At 47.8% G+C, this 23,203-nt stretch carries 20 protein-coding genes and 1 tRNA gene; 6 read left to right on the top strand and 15 right to left on the bottom strand.

The annotated features are described in order from the left end of the window. Positions 1 to 277: 277 nt before the first annotated feature. The 10 genes from LMG33818_RS00760 to LMG33818_RS00715 form a co-directional block, all read right to left on the bottom strand. Positions 278 to 1,555 carry an MFS transporter gene (locus LMG33818_RS00760; protein ID WP_442321442.1) on the bottom strand — a complete coding sequence of 426 codons (1,278 nt, stop codon included), beginning with the start codon at positions 1,553 to 1,555 and terminating at the stop codon, positions 278 to 280. A 149-nt stretch (positions 1,556 to 1,704) separates the two neighbouring features. Beyond that, positions 1,705 to 3,765, bottom strand: a complete 2,061-nt coding sequence (locus LMG33818_RS00755) for a TonB-dependent siderophore receptor (RefSeq protein ID WP_442321441.1) — start codon at positions 3,763 to 3,765, stop codon at positions 1,705 to 1,707. A gap of 730 nt (positions 3,766 to 4,495) precedes the next feature. Continuing rightward, positions 4,496 to 5,611, bottom strand: coding sequence for an ABC transporter substrate-binding protein (locus LMG33818_RS00750; RefSeq protein WP_442321440.1), 1,116 nt, complete (start codon positions 5,609 to 5,611; stop codon positions 4,496 to 4,498). A 126-nt stretch (positions 5,612 to 5,737) separates the two neighbouring features. Next, positions 5,738 to 6,535: an ABC transporter ATP-binding protein gene (locus tag LMG33818_RS00745; RefSeq protein WP_442321439.1), complete on the bottom strand. Its 798-nt coding sequence runs from the start codon at positions 6,533 to 6,535 to the stop codon at positions 5,738 to 5,740. Then, positions 6,532 to 7,521 (bottom strand): FecCD family ABC transporter permease, encoded by a 990-nt coding sequence (locus LMG33818_RS00740; protein WP_442321438.1) that lies wholly within the window; start codon positions 7,519 to 7,521, stop codon positions 6,532 to 6,534. Before LMG33818_RS00740 ends, LMG33818_RS00745 begins: the two co-directional genes overlap by 4 nt. Positions 7,522 to 7,631: 110 nt before the next feature. Then, the gene (locus LMG33818_RS00735; protein ID WP_442321437.1) at positions 7,632 to 8,765 is read right to left on the bottom strand and encodes a 5-oxoprolinase subunit C family protein; all 1,134 of its coding nucleotides are present in this window, start codon (positions 8,763 to 8,765) and stop codon (positions 7,632 to 7,634) included. After that, positions 8,749 to 9,540, bottom strand: a complete 792-nt coding sequence (locus tag LMG33818_RS00730) for a 5-oxoprolinase subunit B family protein (protein ID WP_442321436.1) — start codon at positions 9,538 to 9,540, stop codon at positions 8,749 to 8,751. Before LMG33818_RS00730 ends, LMG33818_RS00735 begins: the two co-directional genes overlap by 17 nt. Then, a complete protein-coding gene (locus tag LMG33818_RS00725) occupies positions 9,537 to 10,280 on the bottom strand; it encodes a 5-oxoprolinase subunit PxpA (protein ID WP_442321435.1) in 744 nt (247 codons plus the stop codon). Before LMG33818_RS00725 ends, LMG33818_RS00730 begins: the two co-directional genes overlap by 4 nt. Before the next feature lie 9 nt (positions 10,281 to 10,289). Continuing rightward, entirely contained in the window at positions 10,290 to 11,099 is an 810-nt protein-coding gene (locus LMG33818_RS00720; RefSeq protein WP_442321434.1) for a putative hydro-lyase, read from the bottom strand. A 92-nt stretch (positions 11,100 to 11,191) separates the two neighbouring features. Then, positions 11,192 to 12,454 carry an NRAMP family divalent metal transporter gene (locus LMG33818_RS00715; protein WP_442321433.1) on the bottom strand — a complete coding sequence of 421 codons (1,263 nt, stop codon included), beginning with the start codon at positions 12,452 to 12,454 and terminating at the stop codon, positions 11,192 to 11,194. A gap of 451 nt (positions 12,455 to 12,905) precedes the next feature. Between LMG33818_RS00715 and LMG33818_RS00710 the strand changes: the two genes are divergently transcribed. Continuing rightward, positions 12,906 to 13,550, top strand: a complete 645-nt coding sequence (locus LMG33818_RS00710) for a GntR family transcriptional regulator (RefSeq protein ID WP_442321432.1) — start codon at positions 12,906 to 12,908, stop codon at positions 13,548 to 13,550. A 52-nt stretch (positions 13,551 to 13,602) separates the two neighbouring features. On the opposite strand, the gene LMG33818_RS00705 is transcribed toward LMG33818_RS00710, so the two are convergent. Next, positions 13,603 to 14,139: a dihydrofolate reductase gene (locus tag LMG33818_RS00705; RefSeq protein ID WP_442321431.1), complete on the bottom strand. Its 537-nt coding sequence runs from the start codon at positions 14,137 to 14,139 to the stop codon at positions 13,603 to 13,605. A 224-nt stretch (positions 14,140 to 14,363) separates the two neighbouring features. Then, positions 14,364 to 15,428, bottom strand: a complete 1,065-nt coding sequence (locus LMG33818_RS00700) for an alpha/beta hydrolase (RefSeq protein WP_442321430.1) — start codon at positions 15,426 to 15,428, stop codon at positions 14,364 to 14,366. Between the two features lie 373 nt (positions 15,429 to 15,801). On the opposite strand from LMG33818_RS00700, the gene LMG33818_RS00695 reads away from it, so the two are divergent. Next, positions 15,802 to 16,200, top strand: coding sequence for a carboxymuconolactone decarboxylase family protein (locus tag LMG33818_RS00695; RefSeq protein ID WP_442321429.1), 399 nt, complete (start codon positions 15,802 to 15,804; stop codon positions 16,198 to 16,200). A 91-nt stretch (positions 16,201 to 16,291) separates the two neighbouring features. Then, positions 16,292 to 16,382, top strand: a tRNA-Ser gene (locus LMG33818_RS00690). Positions 16,383 to 16,715: 333 nt separating this feature from the next. Here LMG33818_RS00690 and LMG33818_RS00685 read toward each other — a convergent pair. Then, entirely contained in the window at positions 16,716 to 16,928 is a 213-nt protein-coding gene (locus LMG33818_RS00685) for a hypothetical protein (protein ID WP_442321428.1), read from the bottom strand. Positions 16,929 to 17,433: 505 nt separating this feature from the next. Here LMG33818_RS00685 and LMG33818_RS00680 point away from each other — a divergent pair. Then, positions 17,434 to 18,198 (top strand): dTMP kinase, encoded by a 765-nt coding sequence (locus LMG33818_RS00680; RefSeq protein ID WP_442321427.1) that lies wholly within the window; start codon positions 17,434 to 17,436, stop codon positions 18,196 to 18,198. A 117-nt stretch (positions 18,199 to 18,315) separates the two neighbouring features. Next, positions 18,316 to 19,647, top strand: a complete 1,332-nt coding sequence (locus LMG33818_RS00675; protein ID WP_442321426.1) for a lipopolysaccharide biosynthesis protein — start codon at positions 18,316 to 18,318, stop codon at positions 19,645 to 19,647. Positions 19,648 to 19,698: 51 nt separating this feature from the next. On the opposite strand, the gene LMG33818_RS00670 is transcribed toward LMG33818_RS00675, so the two are convergent. Further along, on the bottom strand, positions 19,699 to 20,565 hold the full coding sequence (locus tag LMG33818_RS00670; RefSeq protein WP_442321425.1) for a hypothetical protein: 867 nt from the start codon (positions 20,563 to 20,565) through the stop codon (positions 19,699 to 19,701). A 528-nt stretch (positions 20,566 to 21,093) separates the two neighbouring features. On the opposite strand from LMG33818_RS00670, the gene LMG33818_RS00665 reads away from it, so the two are divergent. Continuing rightward, the gene (locus tag LMG33818_RS00665) at positions 21,094 to 21,513 is read left to right on the top strand and encodes a DUF1161 domain-containing protein (protein WP_442321424.1); all 420 of its coding nucleotides are present in this window, start codon (positions 21,094 to 21,096) and stop codon (positions 21,511 to 21,513) included. A 78-nt stretch (positions 21,514 to 21,591) separates the two neighbouring features. On the opposite strand, the gene gorA is transcribed toward LMG33818_RS00665, so the two are convergent. Then, positions 21,592 to 22,962: a glutathione-disulfide reductase gene (gene gorA / locus LMG33818_RS00660; RefSeq protein ID WP_442321423.1), complete on the bottom strand. Its 1,371-nt coding sequence runs from the start codon at positions 22,960 to 22,962 to the stop codon at positions 21,592 to 21,594. Positions 22,963 to 23,203: the final 241 nt, after the last annotated feature.

Raw genomic sequence — 23,203 nt, 5'->3', positions numbered from 1 at the left:
GAAAAACCTCTAACATGTGGGTGGTGAGCAGATAATAAAACCCAGTACAAACACCTGGATGTTCCATATGGGTGACATATGCCGTTGAAGCATAGAACAAAACAGGCACAAACATCATTGAGCAGGTGAAAATATACCGGAACTCAGATAGCTAATATAATCAATAATGTGAATTTTATAAACATATTGGGACTGTTTATATCGTTTTATCCTCTCTTTTACCCATCAGGTTACCAATATCCCTTCTTTTGACACTACAACATGCCAGTTGGTTACACTATGAGGCTGTTTCAGTACATTCCGAGGAGTGTCGTAACAATCCTATCCACGTCATGACAGCGATACCCAAGGCAACTGAAATCGATAGCAAGGGATTTTGCGATGCATCCAGCCAGTATCCCCACCAGCTACCCATCAATGTGAATAAAGCTGTAAAGCTATAGGCTAATCCCACCATTTCAATATAGTGTTTTCCGGCAAATCTCTGTTGGCGCGACGTCAAGGCAGCAATATTACAGTAGGCAGCTACTAGAAAGAGGCCGAACACAAGAGGAAGAAACATCAGCAGTCCGTGCCAGGACTTGGGTGCGCCGCAAAGAATAATCAATAGCAGCGTAATCCCTTCCAGAAGAGCTGTACCCATAACGCAGGCCATTACCTGGTTCCGTAGACTGAAACGCCCCCCCAGCCATCCGAACATGAGGGGTCCAAAGGTTGAACCTGCACCGCCACAAGCCTCTACCAATGCAATAATACTTCCCTTGTGTGAAAACGGGTTGGCCAGCCATAACGGTAAATAATACAAAAAAAGCCCAATGGAAAGGTACAGCAGTGAAATAATCAGGGGAGACGTATCCTTGAGACTAAAGACATGCCCCTTGAAGTACCGCAACGTCTCCAACACATTCAAACGCTGAAAAAACGCAATCCGATCCCTCCTGCTTGTGACAACCATGGATGTAGGGACATTTTTTAACGCCTGCCAACGACATCCCAACGAAACTAGCGTTAACAGCAAGTTGATCAAGAAAATCAAATAAAGTGAATGGCCAACAAAAAAACTGCCCACAGGACGCGCTACGACCAGGGTGGCAATTGTCATTAGAAAGAGAGAGATCACATTGAAGCGATTGGCCGCCACGCGTGACCTCAATGAGAGGCTTCCCACATAGGTATTATTGGCAATGTTGGTCAATACCGGTAAACACGCCGAACCCAGCAGATATACCACCACTATTTTCGTGAGACTGATATATCCGCTGGCTGTTGCGATTATTGCCAGTGTCGTCAGACTCAAATCATAGAGGTCACACAGCAACAGTACCTGATACGGTGAACGATCCATCAATAGTCTTGAAAGGAATACGCCCGCCGCATTGATGATACCAGACAATGTGGTATAGAACGGTATCCAGATTGTTGCCAGAAGGCCGGTTGCGATCAAAGTGGGAACTGTCCCCTCAATGACAGCAGAACCTGAAAAAGAGAGCATTAGGCCCATAAACATCTGTATGTTTGAGTACCGTACAGAGGCCATGGCAGTTTTGGGTTTCATTATACTTCTGCCTTGATTGACGGTTTCACTCAAGAGACAACATATCCTGCCCATTGTCAGATTTATACTGGGAATGCTCGGATGCCATCTCTTTTGGCCCCGGGGCCCAGGGAATATAATCGCCTCTTAGGCCCCGAGACGCCCTTTACCTAGAAAGTGTAACCGACCGTGGCCAGCATCGATCTATCCTGTCCGAAATAACAGTAATCGGTACTGTCATAGCAGGATGAAACGTAGTGGCGATTGAAAAGGTTATTAACGTTCAACTGGAATGTAAGCCCTTTTGCCCCCAAACGACTGAAGTCGTACCGCAGCATGGCATCAACCAAGGTGACGCTCGGTAACTTTCTGGAGTTGGCAGCATCCACCCAGATACCGGATTGATAGCGCACACCTCCACCAAGGATAAGGCCTGACAATGTACCTCCATTAAATCGATACGTGCTCCAGACATTGGCCTGGTGTTTGGGCGCACCGTATGGGGTATTACCGGCATAATCATTCGTGCCTTCGTTATACTTTTTATATTTCAGCGCGTCGTATGCATAACTTGCATTCAACAGCCAATCAGGTGTCAGATGAGTATGTGTTTCAAGCTCCACCCCTGCAGATCGAACTTTTCCGACAGGTGTGTAATAGGTTTGATTGGGTGTAGATGTTGCAATGTTGCTCTCATCGATATGATAGAGAGCCAATGTATAGGCATCATTTGTCCCCTTTGGCTGAAACTTTACACCCCCTTCCCACTGCTTGCCTTTCGTCGGTTTTAAAAGATTCCCATTGATATTGGTGTTACTCCCGGGAATGAAGGATTCCGAATAATCAATAAACGGAGAGACACCATTGTCAAAGGCATATAGTAAACCTGCCTTGCCACTGAAGTGATGATTGGTTTTACCGGATGTCGTCGTACCTGAAGTGGTATCATGAACATGAATTCGCACCCAGTCTTCACGGCCGCCCAGGGAGAGACGCCAGTGTTTCCAACTCAGCATATCGGACAGGTAAGTACCGGTTTGTGTGAGATCCCGACGATAACGAGTATCACCATATATATTCAGGTTCAGTGGCAACGAATAATCAGGTGCGAAAGCATTTAATGGGCTGGCTAGCCCTTGCTGCAAGGCTTCGTGCGTGCGCCGCCATTGATAATCCAGCCCCATTAACAGAGTATGCTTGATTGGCCCTGTGTGGAAATCGGCTTCTGCAATATTATCGACCGCATAGGAATTCAGCATCTCCTGCGCACCGGTATAATAGCGGTTGAGCTCTTCCGACTGGCTGTTGAGGTAGCCATAGCCATAGGTTTGACGCAGGTTCACACGGCTATGGATATAGCGCATATTCTGGCGAACTGACCATATCTTGTTGAACTGATGTCCAAACTCGTAACCTATCATCGCCTCATTGCGATGGAAGAGGTCAGAAGGATCACCATCAAAGAAACGGCTTGAAATTCGCTTACCGTGATATTGATCGAGCGCCCCTGCCATGGGAACTCCACTATGGTAACTATTCCCACCATCATGTTGAATATAGGCCTGAAGGTTCAGTGACGTCTTGTCATCAGGTGTCCATGTAACCTGTGGCATGAAGGCATAGTGGGTCGTAGGTTTGTGCAGGTGGTATTGGGTGTTGGTTTGGTTGGCTCTACCCAATAAGCGATAGGATAAGGTACCGTCTGCTGTCATTGGTCCAGTCAGATCGAAAGCAGATCCGCGAGTCGAACGGTTTCCTCCCTGCAGCTGGACATACTGGTGAGGCACAACATCAGGCCGTTTGCTTTCCAGCATGACAATACCCCCCGGTGAACTATTACCATACAGAACCGAAGAGGGTCCTTTGAGGATATCGACTCGTTCGAGGAAGAAGGGATCAATCTGTGAAGTACTGTATGAACCGGAATCACCCAGCACTTTTAGTCCATCAAGGTAGATATTATCAATATTACCATCACTGAACCCACGTAGAGAGATATAATCGTAACGATTCTCTGCCCCCACCAGACTTCCGAATGCACCAGGTGTATAACGAACAGCATCAGCCACACTGGTTGAGCCCTGATCTGTGATCTGCTGATGTCCGATGACTGAGATGGACTCGGGCGTTTCAACAATGGGTGACGGTGTTTTTGTCGCTGCCTGACTCAAATCGGTAGAATATCCGGCTATGCGCTCCCAACTGTCGTCCACCTGTCCGTAAACTGTCACGGTCTTCAACTGCGTGTTATCAGAAGAATTCACCCTGGTAGTTGCTTGCTCGTGCTTATTAGCACTATCTGAAAGTGACGTCATGGGAGACTGCCTAGTCACCGTTTGCGCATGTGCAGTCGTAAATCCAAAGGGGAGTAAAAAAACTGCCGTCATGCCAGCAGATACCAGGTAACCCCTTTTTTTGCAGTGCCTTTGTGACGGTTGGTTATGTCCGCAATGATATATGCCGTAATTCAATATGTTATACATGTTTTTTTCCCTTGCTATATATATCCGCCATTCCTCCAGCAGAGCATCATTCGTATCTCTTTGGGAAAGGAATGTCTCTCTTGTTTATCACGGACTTCACCAGGGTATGATCAACAAGTGGTCAGGTTAAATGAGTGATAGTGATTGGCCGTTATCCTATTCGGTTATTCCATCAAAGATACAAATGAAAATTATTATCATTTGTATCTTTATGTCAATAACACTGAAGTTGCAATAAGGCCAGAAATGATAATGACGACTGCCAAATGTTTTTATTTGGTAAATACCGTACAAAACAGCAGGAGATTCGGCTCAGAAGGGAAACTGTAAAGGAGTAGATTGCGGTTGGGCGAAGAGGTGTCTTGGAGAATGGCGCATATAGCCTATATATCACACTGTTTTACCGCTTGAGTATTTTGCTGCATACCGAAACATTCATTACAGGCAAGTGAGCTAATACACCGAACGCACGGGGCCTTCATTGATCCGCCGGAGGAAGTCCTTTCAACATACGAATAGCATCGGTCTTGTTCAGTTCAACACCATAAAACTGCTGATAGAAGTGAATTATTTTGTTGATCATCAAAGGTTGATCGATTTTACCTTTTGACAAAAGCTCATGAGCCCATTCCAATTGCAAAAGCAGTTCCGGCCCATAACGATCCCATGGAAATATTCCCCCGGGATTACGCACGACACGACCTTGCTTGACTGCATCGATCTGCTGCCACAGCGGGTTCTGATCCAAAGTATCCAGAGAACCAGCGGTATCACCAACAATAATGACCTGAGGCTGCCAGGCAAGAACCTGCTCGATAGAGACCGGCCGCTTGTTTCCAACCAAGTCATGGGCCACGTTGATACCCCCTGCACTTCTTATCCATTGATCAATAATTGTGCGTCCACCATCAACCTGTAAGGGCGATATTGATTCGATATGAAGCACGCGTACAGGCTGTCGGCTTGCCTGATCCTCCCTAACAGCTCCCTCCTTTCGTGTAGAAGCATCCCCCCAGGCGTCAGCCGGCGAATTACCTGTATGGCCCGTATGAAAAGATATTGGCGCAGATGATATGGGTGGAGATATTGAGCTATGAGAAGGCAATTGTTGAAGCAAGGCAGTCTCAAATGCTGTTGCTCGCTGTTTGGCCAACGGTGTACCCAGCAATTCTGCTGTCCGATTCACGCTGGCCAGCATTCCCTGAAAACTGTCAAAGCCTTCTTCATCAACAGATAATCCAAGCCTTCGCAATTCGTCTACGGAAGTGTTCCCCTTGGGAATAAATACAAGATCAGGGTGGAGTGTCAGCAGTTGCTCCCCGTTTAAACGGGGTGAGGGTAACACTTGTGCTTGATGTAATTCAGGAAACAACTCGAACATCCATGGTAAGGTATTTGGCCGCGCCACCGTTGCCACAATCTGATGGCCGGCCCCCAGCATAAGAAGTGTCGCATTATGCGCATACCACCCTTCTACGATACGCTGAGGATTTGCTAAAGCTGCCCCACTGCTGCATAGGCCAATCAATCCCATCAATACAAAACCAACAAGGTGCCCGCAGCGTTTACTTCGCGTACATATCGTTGTTTTCAAGCCCTTCCCTCCTTCACAATGCCCCCTGAATATACACTCCCGGTTCTGCACGCATGTCACGGAAGAATAGGCTTCATGTTCACCTCTTGAAACATGCAAAACCTTGAGTGATGGGACAACGACGTACTATTCGTCTAGCTGAAAGCCTCTACCGCCGTGATGATCCCACTCATGTAGTGGAACATTATACAGGCGAGACAACCGTGCTGCGGTAAGAGTACTCTCAGGGAAACCGTCATCGGTTATTTGGCCTTCATCGAGGATCAAAACCCGATTGACCTGGTTGAATAGCTCCTCGGGGCGATGCGATGTCATGATAACCAGCCGCCCTTCCGTGCAACAGTGCTTCAACAGAGCCATTAACCTGAGCTGAAAACCGTAATCCAATCCCGTCATCGGCTCATCCAATAACAGGATAGGCGTATGCTGAGCAAAAGCACGGGCAATCATGACACGTTGGCGTTCCCCGCCCGAGAGCATGGTGACCTTGCGATTTGACAAGGCTTTTAGCCCCATACATGCCATGCCATCTTCAATGGCTTGACTCATGGCATATGATGCTGTTCCAGAGTGATGGTGGGGAAGAGTCCCCATTTCAACAATACGCCGCACTGTATAGGGAAAAGAAAACTGTGTTTGCTGAGGTACATAGGCAATGTAGCGTGCTATCTGCCTGGGTGAAAGTGATGTGAGCGCACGGTCGAAGAGCGACACGCCGCCGCTCGATGGCCTGATAAAACCAGCCAGTGTCTTCAAAAGCGTGCTCTTCCCTGCCCCATTCGCTCCCAATAGCCCAACGAATTCACCTCCCTGAAAAGAAAGCGACAGATCGCTGAATATAGAACGCCCATGGCGTGAAAAACCAAGGTGATCAATGATTAACGCAGAAGGAACCGCACGGTCGCTATTAGAGGAAGACTTCATCGCCAGCTACCCTGTACACGTTGCAATACAATGATAAACGCCAGAGCCCCTACCAGTTCAGTGATAATACCCAAAGGGACTTCGCCACTGCTGATGGAACGAGCCACCGTATCTGCCAGAATCATGCCGATTGCCCCCAGTAAGGCGCATAGAGGCATAGTGTGCCGATGTTCGGCACCGATAAGTAAACGCGCAATGTGGGGAACCAACAAGCCCACCCAACCGATGATACCAGCCATCGAAATGGTGAGGGACGACAACAGTGTTGCCAGTAGAATAAAAAACCAGCGCGTACGTTTTACAGGAATACCCAAACTTTGGGCTTCATCATCCGACAAAGTCAGCACGTCCAATAAAGGGGATTTCCAGATAAGTAGAGCTAGCAACACCACCACTGGCGGCGCAAGAAGCGCCAATTGACTCCAATGACTAGAGGCCAGTGAGCCCAATAACCAATCGATGACGGCGGGTAGCTGGTCCAGCGGGTCAGCCAAATATTTCACCAGAGAAAGTAGTGCAGTGAAAACCGCATTCGCAATCAATCCACCCAATAACAGTGTTAACAAACCACCTTCCGGTAATAAAGAAGCGACCATCAGGCCTACGCCAACAGCCACCAAACCGCCCATAAATGCCCCTGATTGCACAAGCGCCAAGGGCATACCCAATACAATAAGTAACGCAGCCCCAAAGGCTGAACCGCTCAATACCCCCATCAAATCAGGGGAAACCAATGGATTACGAAAGACAGCCTGATACGTATTTCCCGCACAACCCAATGCGGCGCCCACCAATATAGCTGCGGCTATACGGGGCAACCGTGCATCCCATACCACAATATCGGCAATGTTCCCTGGATGACCGAGCCAGGGGGGGGCAGACAATGCGTAGAATACTTGACGAACCGTCAGGTCATAACGTCCGCAGCACAAGGCCACAACCAGCGTTAAAATCCCGATAATGACCATAAATGACAGCTGGAGCACTATTCTTTTTGAAGAAGTAGACCTGAAAATAAGGCACCTCATGGCATAGGGATATCGAGTATGAGTTTACTGATTGGACTAGGGAAACTCTAGGTACAGAGAAACTATTATCAGGGAATTATCGAGAAAAAATCATCCAGTTTGGCTATATCTGCCTGAATGTCATCGATTTCCACTAATGTGAAGCGAACTTTACGATGAGAAGCCATCTGCGCCAGCAAGCTCATGTCCAGTGGATGCACCCACCCGATAACAGGATATCCTCCCATGGTTTGGCAATCAGCCGCCAGAATTATCGGCTCTCCGCTGGGCGGTAATTGAATTGCCCCCGCTGTGATACCCAGCGATAATTGCCGTTTGGGTGCTCCTTCAATCGGTGTTTGATGGGTAAGGCGTATTCCCATACGATCCGATTGAGAAGAGATTTCCCACCATTGGCTCAGAAATTTTTCGCGCTGATCATGGTCGAGTAGACGCCAGTCGGCTCCCGCTTGAATACGAATAGTAACGTCGTGACTATAATCAGGAATATACTCCCAATGTGCGCGTGCTGAATGTTTATAGCGCCCCTGATATTGGTAATGCATTTTGGTTACTTTGCCATCAACGTTGTTATTCCGACTCTCCTGAGCGTTACTTTGTGTCTCTTTCCTCCTGATAAGGTGGGAAGAAGGATTCCCAGAGTTTAGCAAGCGCCCACAAGATAACGGTATAAAATCATTCTGTTGGAGCGGCTGGCCATTCCCTTTCAAACCGCCCAGCCTGTTACGTTGATGCGTAGAGACTGAATTCAATACTTGAGGTGCCATCAATCCACCCGCAACGGCCACATAGGCACGTTGGCCTGATGAGGCAAAACCCAACGAAATAGTCTGCCCTACTTCTACCCAAAATCGCGACCACTTTGGCTGAAGGTGTCCATCCACCCGAACATCCAACGTTGCTCCGGTGACAGACACCCACGTCGCAATACGGGAACGAAATTGAAGACCACCCAAGGTGACCTCGATCAAAGGCATGGTGGCCGGATTACCCACTAGACGGTTCGCCCACGCTGAGGCATATCTGTCCATAACGCCCGCATGAGAGACACCATAACGCAGGAACCCAACACGCCCTGCATCCTGTAATTGAGAAAGCATACCGGGCTTGAGGATTTCCAGCCCTATGTCCGTAGCGTCGAAAATATGCGTATCTGATAGCGTGTGGTCGCAATACATCCTGTTTTCATCCTGCTGAGACATCTGTACTTCCCTCTTGCTCGGTTTCCTCCCCCTCCCACGACCAAAGGCCCTCAAGCTGATGAAAACGTGCCTCATCAATCGCCACAAACTGAACCTTGTCGCCCACTTGAAAACGCCCCGGTGGCTGACGTCGATGGTCATAGAGTCGTAATGGACAGCGGCCAATCAGGTTCCATCCTCCCGGAAGCTCTTCGGGATAGATACTGGTTTGCGCCTCAGCAATAGCCACACTACCCTTGGGCACAGCAACGCGAGGAGTATCGCGACGGGGGGCACTCAAACGTCCATCAAGGCCTCCCATATAGGCAAAACCGGGCACAAACCCAACGGCGCCTACGTAATAATCACCGGCCTGATGTGCAGTGATGATCTCGTCTATGGTCAGTCCCGTCTTTAGTGAAATGGCAGGCAAATCTTCACCATCATAGAGAACAGGCATGAGGTGAGTGCGCCGCAACGAAGGCGCACTTTTTTCACCGGCTGTAGTGCCAGGTACCACGGCTATTTCATCCAGGCAGCTCGAAGTATCCTGCCATTCCGCCAGTACTGACTTGAGCCTCCCTGCCAGATCACGATAGTTCATACGTTGCCTATCGTAGTGAATAAGCAGTGAATTCCACCCCGGGATACTATCCAACAAAAGTGTTCCCAACTGCGCTTCAATGCGTTTCAGACAACCAATAATAGCAAGTGAGGTCGCTTCTGAAGGGCATTCCTCGAACAGGATTAATGCTGCATCTGCGCCAGCGGGTTCGATAGAGGGTTGTTGAGTCACACATCCTCCAAAGCAGCTCTTAGCGATTTCAGCACCGCCAGGGACGTAGGGTTATCACCATGAACACACAATGTATCCGCTTGAAGAGTGAGCGACTTCCCTTCCAAAGTGGTGATTGGCTGCCCCGTTGCAATAGCTACTCCTTGTTGAACAATACGCGCCTGATCATGATGTACGGCATCAGGGTGTGAACGTGGAGATAAGGTCGCATCCGCCAGATAAGCGCGATCCGCAAAAGCCTCAAACAAAACGGGAACCCCCTGCTTTTCAGCTTTGGCCTTTACTTCAGAAGGGTCGGCTACCGCAAGCGTCATCAACGGTAATCCCTCACGAAATTGCTTACAGGCCACCAGTGCTGCTTCAAGCATTTCGCTGTCTTTATAGATAGCATGATAAAGCGCACCATGGGGCTTGACATACTCGATCTGTTTGCCATGCATTTGACAGAACGCATTCAGTGCCCCCATCTGATACAGCATGAGATTCGTCACTTCCCGTGGCGAGAATGCCATCGCTCTTCGTCCAAAACCCTGTAAATCCGGATAGCCCGGGTGCGCACCAATGCTGATATTGTGTGTAACAGCATCCGCTACTGAACGCGCCATCACGGAAAAATCACCTGCATGAAAGCCACAGGCAAGATTGGCCTGGTCAACATACTTGAGCGCTGCTGTTTGATCCCCCAATGTATAAAGACCGAAATTTTCACCAAGATCACAATTGAGCTGAATAGTCGCCATAAGAACCTCCTAAAGATGATATTCGTGATTGGGAACATCGGTAATGAACATGTGCCCTGGGGCATGCGTGATAGCGAAAGGAACGCCCGATGCCATGATCGCCGCCTGTGGCGTTACACCGCATGCCCAAAAAACGGGGATTTCTCCTTCCTTGATGCGTACAGCCTCACCAAAATCGGGTTGGGTAAGATCACTGATACCCAACCCTTCCGGATAGCCAATATGAACAGGGGCACCATGCACATTGGGATAGCGGGCGGTCACTCGCACGGCATCGGCCACTCGATCAGCAGGAATGGGGCGCATGGAAACGACGAGTTGACCATGCAAACGCTCGGCGCTTCGACAGGCTCGGTTGGTTAGATACATGGGCACGTTGCTGCCATCACAAATATGTCTGACTTCTATGCCATCCTCGATCAGGCCGGATTCAAAGGTAAAGCTACATCCAATCAGAAAACTGACCAGATCCTCTTGTTCATTCCAAAAAGGGGTAGCGTCGGTGACTTCATCAACACACTGACCATTACGCCATATGCGATAGGCAGGAAAATCCGTGCGTAGATCAGCGCCTTTTCCCAACGGTGTTGTCACAACGCCCGCATCAGTCACGTCCAATAGTGGGCATGACTTTGGGTTTCGTTGTGCATATAGAAGAAAGTCATACGCCCATGATTTCGGCAAGGCAATCATGTTGGCTTGCGCGAAACCGTGAGCAACACCGGCACTGGGCGCCTTGAAACCTTGTCGATAACGCAGTCGCGCATCCCGAGGTACCGTACTAGCCGCTAAACGATGTGTAGAGTCAGGGTACGACATAAGCTGTGGCGTCCTTATTCCTGTATCAATTATTACCGGCTGCCAAAAAGGGATGAAAACCCTGATAGACAAGAGGCAGCCAAAAGCCTCACTTACAGACCAATAAATGAAAAAACAGTCCCGATGGAATCAACCGCCATCGACCACGTTATTAGACACACGACAGCGCCCGATACAAGGAGCCAGCGTGGATAATGATATCCGCCCATCAAATCCGAGCGCCGCCAGCCGACATAAAGGAACAACGTCAAACCCAGAGGAAGAATCAACCCATTAAAGCCGCCCGCAAATACCAGCAGTGCTGAAGGGGCCTTGCCAATACAGGCATACGTAATCAACGTGATAAGAATAAAGAGAACAGTCGCCCAATGCCTACCACGTTCGGTCAAAGCAGGCGCAAAGGTTGTGAGAAAACTGATCGATGTATACGCTGCACCGATGACACTCGAAATACCTGCCGCCCACATGATGAATCCGAATATGGCAAGCCCGGTTTTACCCGCTGCCACTTCGAATGCTTGCGCTGCTGGATTGGCCGTTGCACCAGAGACATCCAGAGTGACTCCACTAGCCACGACACCAAGGATCGCAATAAACAGGACGTAACGCATAATGCCTGTCACTAAAATCCCGCTAAAGGCAGCACGAGAAACTTCACCTATATGTTCTTTCCCTACTGTGCCCTTGTCGAGCAAACGATGTGCGCCGGCATAAGTGATATACCCCCCTACAGAGCCACCAATAATCGTTGTGATAGAGGCAAAATCAACGGTATCGGGTACAATGGTCTGGCGTAAGGCTTCCCCAAGCGGTGGATGCGAGGCATAAGCCACAAACAGAGTTAACACCACCATCAACAGACCAAGAACAATCATGATACGGTCAACAATCAGACCAGCGCGTTTATACAGAAAAATACCCAATGCAATAACACCGCTCACAATCCCTCCCCATTGAGGAGAAATACCCAATAAAGCATTAAGGCCCAAACCCGCTCCAGCAATGTTGCCAACATTGAACACCAGTCCACCTACCAGCACCAAAATCGCCAGCACGTATCCCGAGCCAGGAAGTGCCTCATTGGCAATGTCAGAAGCACGCTTGCCCGTTAGTGTCACAATACGCCAGACATTCAGCTGCACAATGAAATCAATGACAATACAGGCGAGGATACCAAAGGCAAACGCGCCGCCCATTTTCGCAGTAAAGGTAGCCGTCTGAGTAATAAAACCGGGGCCTATCGCCGACGTTGCCATCAGAAAAATGGCCGCAACAAGAGAAGACCGTCTGTTTTTTACGCTGGATAACGAAACGTGTGATTCAGCTACCCCAGATGGTTGAGCATTATCATTCATAAAGAACCCCCGGATGTTGCCCTTGATGATCATGCGCTGAGTTGCGAATGAAATATTTCTTCGTTCAAGGCAAGTACTGTGCCAGTCTGACGTTCTTGTAAGGGAATGAGCGATTTATTTTGGAACAATCCATACAATGTTGTTGAACAATATGCTCATGGTTTCGGGTATTTTCCGTTTGTGCACATAAAACATTCTTGTTGCTCCAGAATGGTGCACACGAAAAAACTCAATTGAACACTCTCTGTGTATATTCGTTTAGGCATATCCTTTTAAGTGCCTGATTATTCCCCTTGCACTTACATATGCAAAAGAGCCCCTCATAACTTGATCGCACTTGTATAAAATGGATAACGTGGAATTTCTGATTATTTATTACGTGATATCTACAGATTCATGCCAGAATATTTAAATAGAGGAAGTTTGGAAGAAGGAGAAAGGAGCGACATGCATGAAAGAAGCGCCAACCCTTAATTTGCGAGATCAAGTGGTTAACGAAATCAGAACACGTCTGACAAAAGGCCAATTATTGCCCGATCAGCGGCTTTCTGAAGTTCATTTGGCGGAAGAGCTGGGCGTCTCACGCAATACGCTAAGAGAAAGTTTTCGCGCATTGACCAATGCCGGCCTATTAACTCATATTCCTCATAGAGGCGTATTTGTCACTCGTCCCGGTGCTGCGGCCATCTACGATATTTTTCAGGTCCGCCGTATGATCGAGTGTGAAGCTGTGAAGAAGTCAACGCCCCACCATCCTGCGTTGAACGCCATAAAACAAGCGTTGGAACGTGCTCGTGAAGCAGAGAAGAACAGTGATTGGATCGCCGTGGGCACCGCTAACATTGATTTTCATCACGCGATTATACAATTGGCTGACAGCCCACGATTGGAGCGCTTTTTCGAAGCGTTGACAGCGGAGTTACGCCTCGTTTTTGGATTGATTCCCGACTTGCGTTATTTACATGCCACCTTCCTGGAAAAAAACGAAGCTCTTTACCAATTGGTGATTGCTCAACGGCTTGATGAAGCCGCGTGTCTACTGGAAGGCTATCTTAATCAATCCGAGCGGATGTTGATGGCTGTTTATAATGAATAGCCAGGTCAGTGACAGACAAAACGGATATTTTGCCAACGTGATCAGAAACGCTTCATGGGTTCATGATTATCCCCATATCCTCCGAAAGAACAGGAGTATCGCGTCTGTATCGATTGGCTATAAAGGTTTTATAGGTGAAGGAAGGTTGCGTGTCTGAATACGAACGAGACCAGACTTGAGTGAACAGGTCATCAGGAATTTGGGGCGCCATCACATCCCCTTCAACATTCACATGTACAACCGACTGATAAACGACATCACATACCGGTATCATCGCCTCATATAAATACGAGCCACCCGCTACCACCACTTCATCACAATGCCTCTGGGCTGCCAGTGAAATAGCCTCATCGACGGAAGATACACAGGTAACATCGCCCTGCTCTAATACCCGTGAAGTCAACACCATCACATGCCGGTTTTGCAGCATTGTGGGCAAGGAATCGAAGGTCTTACGCCCCATGAGCAACGTTTTACCCCACGTTGCTTTTCTGAATCGAAGCTGCTCTTCCCGGGCGTGCCATGGAATTGTATTGTTGGCTCCCAAAACACCATTGTCTGATTGCGCAAAAACAAGGGATAAACGCATACCTTGCACTCCTCTTTCAAAGAGACTTGTTGTTAGATCGTCTCAGAAGATAGCAAGGCCTAGGGAACCCTTCACTCCGCAAAACATTTACAAAGAAAATGCCTCAACGGAAGTATCAATCTGCAAAGACAAACGCTTCGATATATGCGTATAAAAAAGCCCGCTCCTCTCGAAGCAGGCCAGGGACCCATCAAACGCCGTATCTTCCACGACTTCTCAATTTATCAGTGATGTTTGTCCAACACCTGATTGATAAATACCGCTGCATCTGCAAGCGCTTCACGAGCTGAAGGCAAATAGGGAGCCCAGCCCTGCCATACATGAAACACATTAGGCCAGGTCTCAACGTCAACCTGTACCCCCTGTCGCATGGCTCTGCGTGCCATTCTCAAAGAATCATCCAGATAGGCTTCGTTGCCTCCCACCTGAGTCAGAATAGGCGGAAAGCCAGTGAAGTCAGCAAAGAGAGGCGATATATAGGGGTCACGTGGATTACGGTTCCCTATATAAAGCTGGCGATTGACAGCATTATCTGACTTTTGGTTGAACGGATCATATTCAAGCGGATGTGACATGCTTTCACCACTGAGGGTCATGTCTGTCCAGGGCGAGAGCAGGTAAATACCCGCGGGCACACCGATGTGAAGCGCTTTAAGACGAAGCACTGTTGAAAGGGCCAGCCCCCCTCCTGCTGAATCACCTGCAATAATAATGTTTTCAGGTTTATAACCCTGCCCAAGTAGCCATTTATAGCCTGCAACTGCATCATTTAACTGTGCAGGGAATGGGTGTTCTGGTGCCAGGCGGTAAGACAGTGAAAATGTTTTCAGATTGGCAGTATTACCAATGACTGCACTCACTGCGCGCCATGCTTTCACCGAGCCCATACTGAAGCCACCGCCATGCAAGTAGTACAGGACAGCGCCTTTACGCACATTTTTACCTTGTGACCACTCCCCTTTTACCCCGCCTTCATTGACTTCGGTAAAGTGGATATCAGCAGGAATCCTGACGTGGCTGGAAAACATCCGATCAAGAATGGCACGTTTTTCTGGCAGCGTTTTGGCAGCCCCAAGAGCGTTGAAATGTTGCCCGAGAATTTCACGAACACGATGCATTTCCGGGCTAACCTGGCTGGCATTGACCCAACTGGCAAGATTGTCATTCGCCTGACGAACGCCATCAGCATACACCGTCCCTACATTGGATACCGCTGCTGCGGCCGTTCCAGCCGCTATCCATTTCAATAATGTACGACGCCCTTCCATGGGCTCTCCAGTTTTACTCATTGGCACGTTATTCCTTTAGCATCTTCTACTTTAATATTAAATTAAGTATTAATGAGTCTAACAGCCCTGTTTGAGAGACTAAAGTATGTATATAGAACAAAAAGAGGATTAATGACCCAACTTCAGCGTTCTTTCAATGATCGAAATATGACATGTCTGGGAGAATCATGCGTTCAACGAGAGTTATCAATTTGCGTACTTTATAACCCAGGTAAACTTTATGAATCATGGATGTGGAAAAGAGGACTAAATCGGTATTCAATAGACACACTTACGAGCAGAATGATTTCTGATCGGGAATCGACAGACGCCTGAACCCTTTAATTAATAACGTTCAGGACTCACTTGGCAGTGTGCTTGAGCGGAGCTCACCATGACTCAACAACTGATTGACGTTAAAAACATTTACCAAACAAGCCGAAAGATCCGACATTGTAGTCTGGATCCTTCCATTCGTTGCCTGGCCGAACTGAGAACATGTCAGCTGAACGGTTGCGAAGGTTGTTCGCATAATACACTGGCAGAAGCTACGGCTTTAGGGTTGGAAGAAAAAATTCAGCATCTTGCTGAATGGTCAACCAATAAAACCTTTAGCGCTCGTGAACGTGCTGCATTGGCCTGGTGTGAGAATTTCATCAAACACCAAAATGGCGATGACAAAATACGTAGAGAGGCCATCGAAAATTTTACTGGCCAAGAGCTGGCTGATCTTATACTGACTGTACAATTGACCTCCACGCTCAATCGTGTTTCGCGCAAATACGCCAATTGAGTTTTCGTGCGGTCAGAAGAGGTCTCAACTGGCTGATTTTTAACAGAAGTGTTGACCTCGCAAAAAAAACTGGTAATATGCGCAACCAGTCGGAGGGATGGCAGAGCGGTTGAATGCACCGGTCTTGAAAACCGGCAAGGGTTAATAGCCCTTCCAGGGTTCGAATCCCTGTCCCTCCGCCATTATTCAGTAAAATAAAGCACCTACATTTGGTTCTAGCGGGCCAGTAGGTGCTTTATTTTGTCTATCGGTTTTTTTGCGTGCGTAGTTTTTAGTGTGTATAGAATGTGCGTGTAACAACAGCACAGCGCCCCTGGCCTGCCCCAGTGAAAGATGAGCGTACTTTTCTTTCCTCTATACCGTTGTGTGTCTCGACACATTTTTTACATTCATCAATGTATTGCTTGCTACAGTGCCTCTCACTATTGCCATCAATAACTGCTCTATTGCCCTCAATAACTGCTCTTATTTTTCTGATACCTGACCATCACGCAGAATGCGTCGCGGTTATGGATTCATGAATTCATTGACCTCACAAAAATTTCCGCTTCGATAAAGGCTATTACAAGAAAGGCAATACATATCCCCGCAATCCACCATCTTTTTTTGAAAATGCCAATAATGGCAATAATTATTGCAGCTGGGATAGTGTAAATCCCATAGAGCATAACGCCATATACCAGAATGATTCCAAGAGCATCACTTAACCATCCCATCATTGTTTGCAATCGCTTACCCTTCTTTTTTCAGTAAAGCGGTATGGTACTCAAATAACCCGCTTTCAATAACCGCAATGAATGCTATATGAGATTAAATTGCTACTGAATGTGGACTGCCGCAACGTCACAAGGATATCGTCAGCCAGCAGCTTTCTAATTACCGTTTGTTGTTCGGATGAATATCTTTCCTCCTCTTGTTCATTGTACGCACCAATCCAGTGCGCACAATTATCTTCCTGACTCATTTTCCTGCAAAAAAATGCATATTGAGTAATAAATGTGTAATATAGCCTTATAGTTAGCAAGCTATGTAACTAAAGGGGCAGTGATAGGCATAGAACAAATGCGATCATTGACGACACAGTAAAAAGCATATGAAACCTGTACCTTTCCCTGCACGATGCTTCTGATTCCCGCAAGGATCAAAGATGGCAAATGGCCATGCCGTAGTGACGGTCATATTGATGTTGAGCGAATAAACGCAGATTTCATCTTATTGTTTAAAGTGGGGAAAATGATGAATCTTAGCCATCGTCCCATCATCGCAATCATTGGGTGTGACGGCTCAGGCAAATCCACCGTTGGTCAGCATGTGACCGAATGGATGGCACAGTATGGTCCAACGGTTCAGGTTCACCTGGGAAAACAGTCAGGCAACATGCTTCGTTCCATCAAGCATTGGCCTATCATAGGGCAAGTTCTCGGCAAAAATATCGAAAAAAAGGGTATAAAAGCCAAGCACCGCATCGAAAAAAACAAGCTGCCCGGATTACTCCCGGCCCTAGTCAATACTTTTTTCGTCAAACGCAGGTTAAAACGCTTCAGGCAAATGCTGAAAACTTATGATGACGGAAACATTATTGTCACTGACCGCTACCCACAGCTCACCATTAGCGGCGCTTACGATGGCCCTAAAATGCCACGTATTCGTGAAGGAAATCGATTGGTTTGCTGGCTGGCAGACTACGAACTGAATGCCTTCAAATGGATGACCAGCTATCGTCCGGATCTGGTTATTCGGTTGAATGTTGACTTCGAAACAGCCTGTAAGCGCAAGCCTGATCACAAACCGGCCTCCTTGAAACGCAAGATTGATGCGACTCCGAAACTCGAATATCGCGGAGCGCCTATCGTTGATATCGATACCACACAATCTCTTGATAAGGTGTTAAAACAGGTAGAGTCGGCAATTTCAGCATATACGCTGACACTCCCCACCGACGAAAAAGAAGTAACAGAAACGCTGCCAATGAATGAAACTGCTGAAAGCTTGCAGTAGAATACCCGCCATATTGAGTCGGTGTGGGCCTTTTAATTCGCTAACGGCCCAATGCCGAAGTTCAAGGGGAATCTATCCCCTGTCGACACATTATCCTTTTTTAGTATCAGGAATCTCATGCTGGGTATTCGATTCAAGCGCTTTCAAAAAGGGAGCGCTTTTTATTCCGTGGTTCGCAATGCCTCTTTTCTTCTTTCGAGCAATATCCTTGGCGGGATTCTCTCCCTCGTTGCACTCACGTGTGCAGGACACGGGCTGGCCAGTGCTGAATTCGGCACACTCGTCGTCATTCAGGCCTACACCAAAATGGTCAGTGATATCGCCAAATTTCAAACCTGGCAATTGATTGTTCGTTTTGGCACCCCTGCCTTGACTCAGGGTGACACTGAACGTTTCAAGGATGTCACGAATCTATCCTTTGGGCTGGATTTATCCAGCGGCCTGTTGGCCATGATTGCGGGGATGCTCTGCCTTCCTTTACTGGGTCATGCCGTCGGTATCTCCCGTGAGAATTTTTGGCTTGCTCTGGTCTTTTGCACGCTTATACCCTTCATTACCTCTGCAACAAGCACAGGTATTCTCCGCTCTCTCGACCGATTTGATCTCATTGCCATACAACAAAGTATCAAACCCGGTCTTCAGGCATTGGGCAGTGTGATTGCCTATTTTGGTGGGCTGGGATTCCCTGGCTTTATTATTACCTGGTACCTCACAGGGCTGGTGGGCAATCTGTTTTTATGGTGGGCAGCCATCCATGAATTGAGGCGGCAAAATATAACGGGTGCCCTCACCCCAAGTGTTTTCAAGGCAGCACGTCGTATCAAAGCTTCCTGGGATTTCGTTTGGACTACCAATCTTGCGCATTCGATCTACTCGATACGAAATGCAGGGAGCAATGTCATTGTGGGGGTCGTGTTGGGCCCAAGCGCTGCTGGTCTTTTCAAAATAGCGACCTCTTTCTTCGAAGCGACAGGAACACCTTCCGATCTTTTGGAAAAGAGTCTTTATCCCGAAATAATGCGCATGAACCCCAATGAAAACAAACCATGGAAACTGGCTTTACGCTCGGCATTCATGGGGCTTGGGCTGGGTATTCTAATGATCATTCTGGTGAGTCTGATCGGCGAGCCATTGATATCACTAGTGTTCGGCGCCAAGTACCTTGAAGCTTATAGCCTACTCAAGGTCATGCTTTGGGCAGTAGTCGTTTCCATGACCTCCTTCCCCCTGGAGGCGTTGCTTTACATGGCACACCGTCAACGTGCGGCATTGATCGCTGAAGGGTCGGCGACACTGGTCTACGTATTATTGCTATTACTTTTTATGCAATTATATGGGGTAATGGGAGCCGCATGGGGATTCTTCGCAGGTCAATGTATCAATGCCATTTTCATGCTGATCCCGACCCTTTCTGCCTATAAAAAGCGCCATACTCTGGTTCATGAATAACTAAGGTTCATGAATAACAAGGATCATGGATCGCCTCATTGTCGAGTATCGTTATATCCAGTCATCCAGCCAGTGATCGATCCTATTCATATGTGACCACTCGGTGTGGCCAAAAGTACCTGTCAGATAAAGGTAGGCGCGCGCTGCCAATCGGTATGGTTGCAGGTCGGGACGCTGTGCGTCCGCCATCCCTGCCATGAAGTCAGCTCTAAAGTCCCGAGGAATCAACACCTCATATAGCGCCCAGGCAAATGCCAGTGGCGCCCACACCATCGCTTCCCAATCTACCCAAAATACACCATCTTCGGCTATGAGGAACTGATCCTGCCGAAGATCCAACATCAGAGGAATTGCACTTTCAACTGTTGGAGCATCCCTGAGGGATGCCAGCACATCGAGTTGTACTTCTTCAGGTAATAGATGCAATCGGGGAAAGAGGAACCTGTAAAGGTGTGAAGCCCACCTACCCAATGAATTGGCGGGAAGCAGATAATGCCCAAATCGTGTAGAGCGATGCTGCTGAAGAAGGTGACACAAACATCCAATACGATAGGCATTATCCCCGCTCCAATGCATTGGACGGCCTGTTATGCGGGTTTGTCGCCATATTGGAGCACCATTGAGCTGCCCGAACCAGTCCATGGGTACTACTTGCATGGGCAGGCGTTTGGGCAACCGACCCGCGATGGCAGGAAGCCGCTGAGCCAACCGGTAACGATTCAGGCCAAAGACAGTGTATGCCCCCTGCCAGAAAATGTTCTGGGTCGGTTGAAAACGAGCCATTTTGAATACGTCGTGATGAGTGGACCATAGCCAATTGGCACTATCCGAGTAGTTCAGTGGTATCGGTATGGCTCGTTGCCGGGCCATTAGGGAAGTGCGCAGGGTAAGTAAAGCAGGCGGAAGCAAAGAGGACATTTTGGAATGCAAATGTGGCAAATAATAAACTCTTTGTAAACGTTCGACACATTCTTAATCAAAATACAAAGGAAAATACAGGTAATTTTGTTTATTATATATGCAAAGAGTACATATCATTGAATGGACTATGCAAATATAATTTTTTTGCTATCCAGAGACAGACTTTTGTGCGTATATTTCTATCAGCAAGTGGGTCATGATTTATTTCCGAAGTATTGGATTCGAATTTTTGTGATGTCATGTATAACGCATGGCTCGCGAAGGGATGGACGTGTCAGACTCCCCACGTACAGATTCTGTTTGATTTGTCCTACCCTCTTAACCTTCAAACCTTTAAGGGCTTGAATACGTATGTCATGCCCATTCAAAGCTCAACAACAGGCCTATTAAGTCTGGCTCGCCATTTATAAAATGATGGGCTGATAAGGATCGTCTTGTATAAAACCAGCATGCTTCTACGAGCCCTGTCCTTGACAGCACAGAACGCAAGTTAGTATCAAACGCAGTTTTCACAAGGAGAACATCATGAAAAAAGGGATAATTGCAGCAGGCATTATTGCCGTTGGCACAATTGTTTCAGCGCAAGCGAATGCCAGCTGCAACACACTGATCCATAGTTTGTCACAGCGCATTCAGCATAATGGCGTACCGGCCAATGAATTTAATCTGCGGGCAGTACCCAGGGGTCAGGTCAATGACGCCGATGGCCAGATCATAGGGAACTGTGAAAACGCCAGTTACCAGGTCGTTTATAGCCGTTCTGGCAGAAGTTACGCACGCCAGGCTCCTGCCACCCAGCAGCACCACTATCGCAACAGAGCGCATCCTCGCCCTGACAATGCCTCTGAGCAGCATATCAATCGCACAGGGCCTGCCACAGATGCTCCCAGCATAAACAAAGGCGCGCCTTCCGTGACGCCTTCTGGGGCAGCCGGTAATAATTGATCTGCGTCGAAGTGTGTAGCGGGTTAACATGACCGCTAGCTATCAAGAGATGATTCCCCGGAATTCCGGGGAATTTTTTTAGCGTCGGGTAGGCTCCCGCATCGTTACGATCTCTTCAGCACTGGTCGGGTGGATACCAATCGTCGAATCGAAGTCGGCTTTGGTAAGCCCCGCCTTCACTGCAATAGCCAATCCCTGAACCAGTTCCCCCGCATCAGAACCTACCACATGGGCACCCACAACCCGATCTGATGAATCATCCACGACAAGTTTCATAAAGCATTTTTGATCATCACGGGCCAAAGTATGCATGAGCGGACGAAAGCTGGATGTATAGACACGAATACTATCGAACGCCTGACGCGCTTCTTCTTCCGTTTTACCTACTACAGCCACATTGGGATGACAAAATACAGCGGTAGCCACCATGGCGTAGTCGATTTGTGGCGGTAATGCTTTTCCCTCACGGTTTCCATCAAAATGGATAGTGACCAGCCGCATCGCTTCAGCAATGGCAACAGGCGTCAGTGCAGGAGAGTCTATGATATCCCCAATTGCCAGTAACGAAGGTGTTGAGGTTTCGTAGGCATCATTGATTTTGACTAGCCCGCTGTCATCAAGCTCTACATTGACCGATTCCAGTCCAAGACCATCAAAATTCGGTACACGCCCTACAGCACCAAGTACTTGATCGACAACAATGGATTCTCCATTGTCGAGAAGTACTGTTTTATGGTCTGCCGCCTGTTCAATACGCTCAATAGAATGCCCAAAGTGAAGATGCAACCCTTGCGCCTCCAGAGAATCGCGCACAAATTCCCGAACTTCCTTATCGAAACCTGAAAGCAAGAGATCTCCGCGATAAATCAAATGCGTTTCTACCCCAAGTGCATGCATGATGCTGGCAAATTCAACCGCAATATAACCACCGCCATAGACAGCCAGACGCTTGGGTAACGTTTCCAGGGTAAACATCTGATCAGAAACCAACATGCACTCTGCACCGGGAAAATCGAGCTGGCGAGGTTTGCCCCCGGTTGCCAGTAGAATGCGACCCGCAGTCACCGTTTTACCATCAACCTCTACTTGATTAGCTCCCGTTACTTTTGCATGGGCATTGAATAACGTTACGTTCGCTTTCTCTAACAGGCCTTGATAAATACCATTAAGCCGTTTGATCTCGTTGGCAGTATTATCACGTAACGTTGCCCAGTCGAATGTATGGGTTGAAGAAAAGCCATATCCTTTGCTTTGTTCGAACCCGGATGCAAACTCCGCCGCATAGGAAAAAAATTTCTTCGGTACGCAGCCTACATTGACGCACGTTCCCCCCAAATGGCTTTGCTCAGCCAATGCAACCTTTGCTCCTTTCAGAGAAGCGACTCTGGCGGCACGTACACCACCGGAACCACCACCAATGACAAAAAGGTCATAATCATGGTTGCTCACATGGATCTCCAAAATTCAGGTTTAGTGTGTTCTGTAAAAGAATCAATCATGGGTGAGAATGATAGATGAGTGCAAAGCCGAGTACCAATACCAAAATATGCCCATGGGTATTGAAAATGATTATTTATAGCCAGTTGTCATTTAAACTTCCTTTTTCTCCATTCTATTTCGTTAAATTTCTGCAAAAAACATCGAAAAAACATATTTAGACATAATCAATATTATTTGACCTTTAGGAGTA

The sequence above is a fragment of the Cernens ardua genome, assembly GCF_051251085.1.
Lineage (GTDB): Bacteria > Pseudomonadota > Gammaproteobacteria > Pseudomonadales > Halomonadaceae > Cernens > Cernens ardua.
Note: the sequence above shows the minus strand (reverse complement) of the source record. Positions and strands in the feature narration are given on the sequence as shown.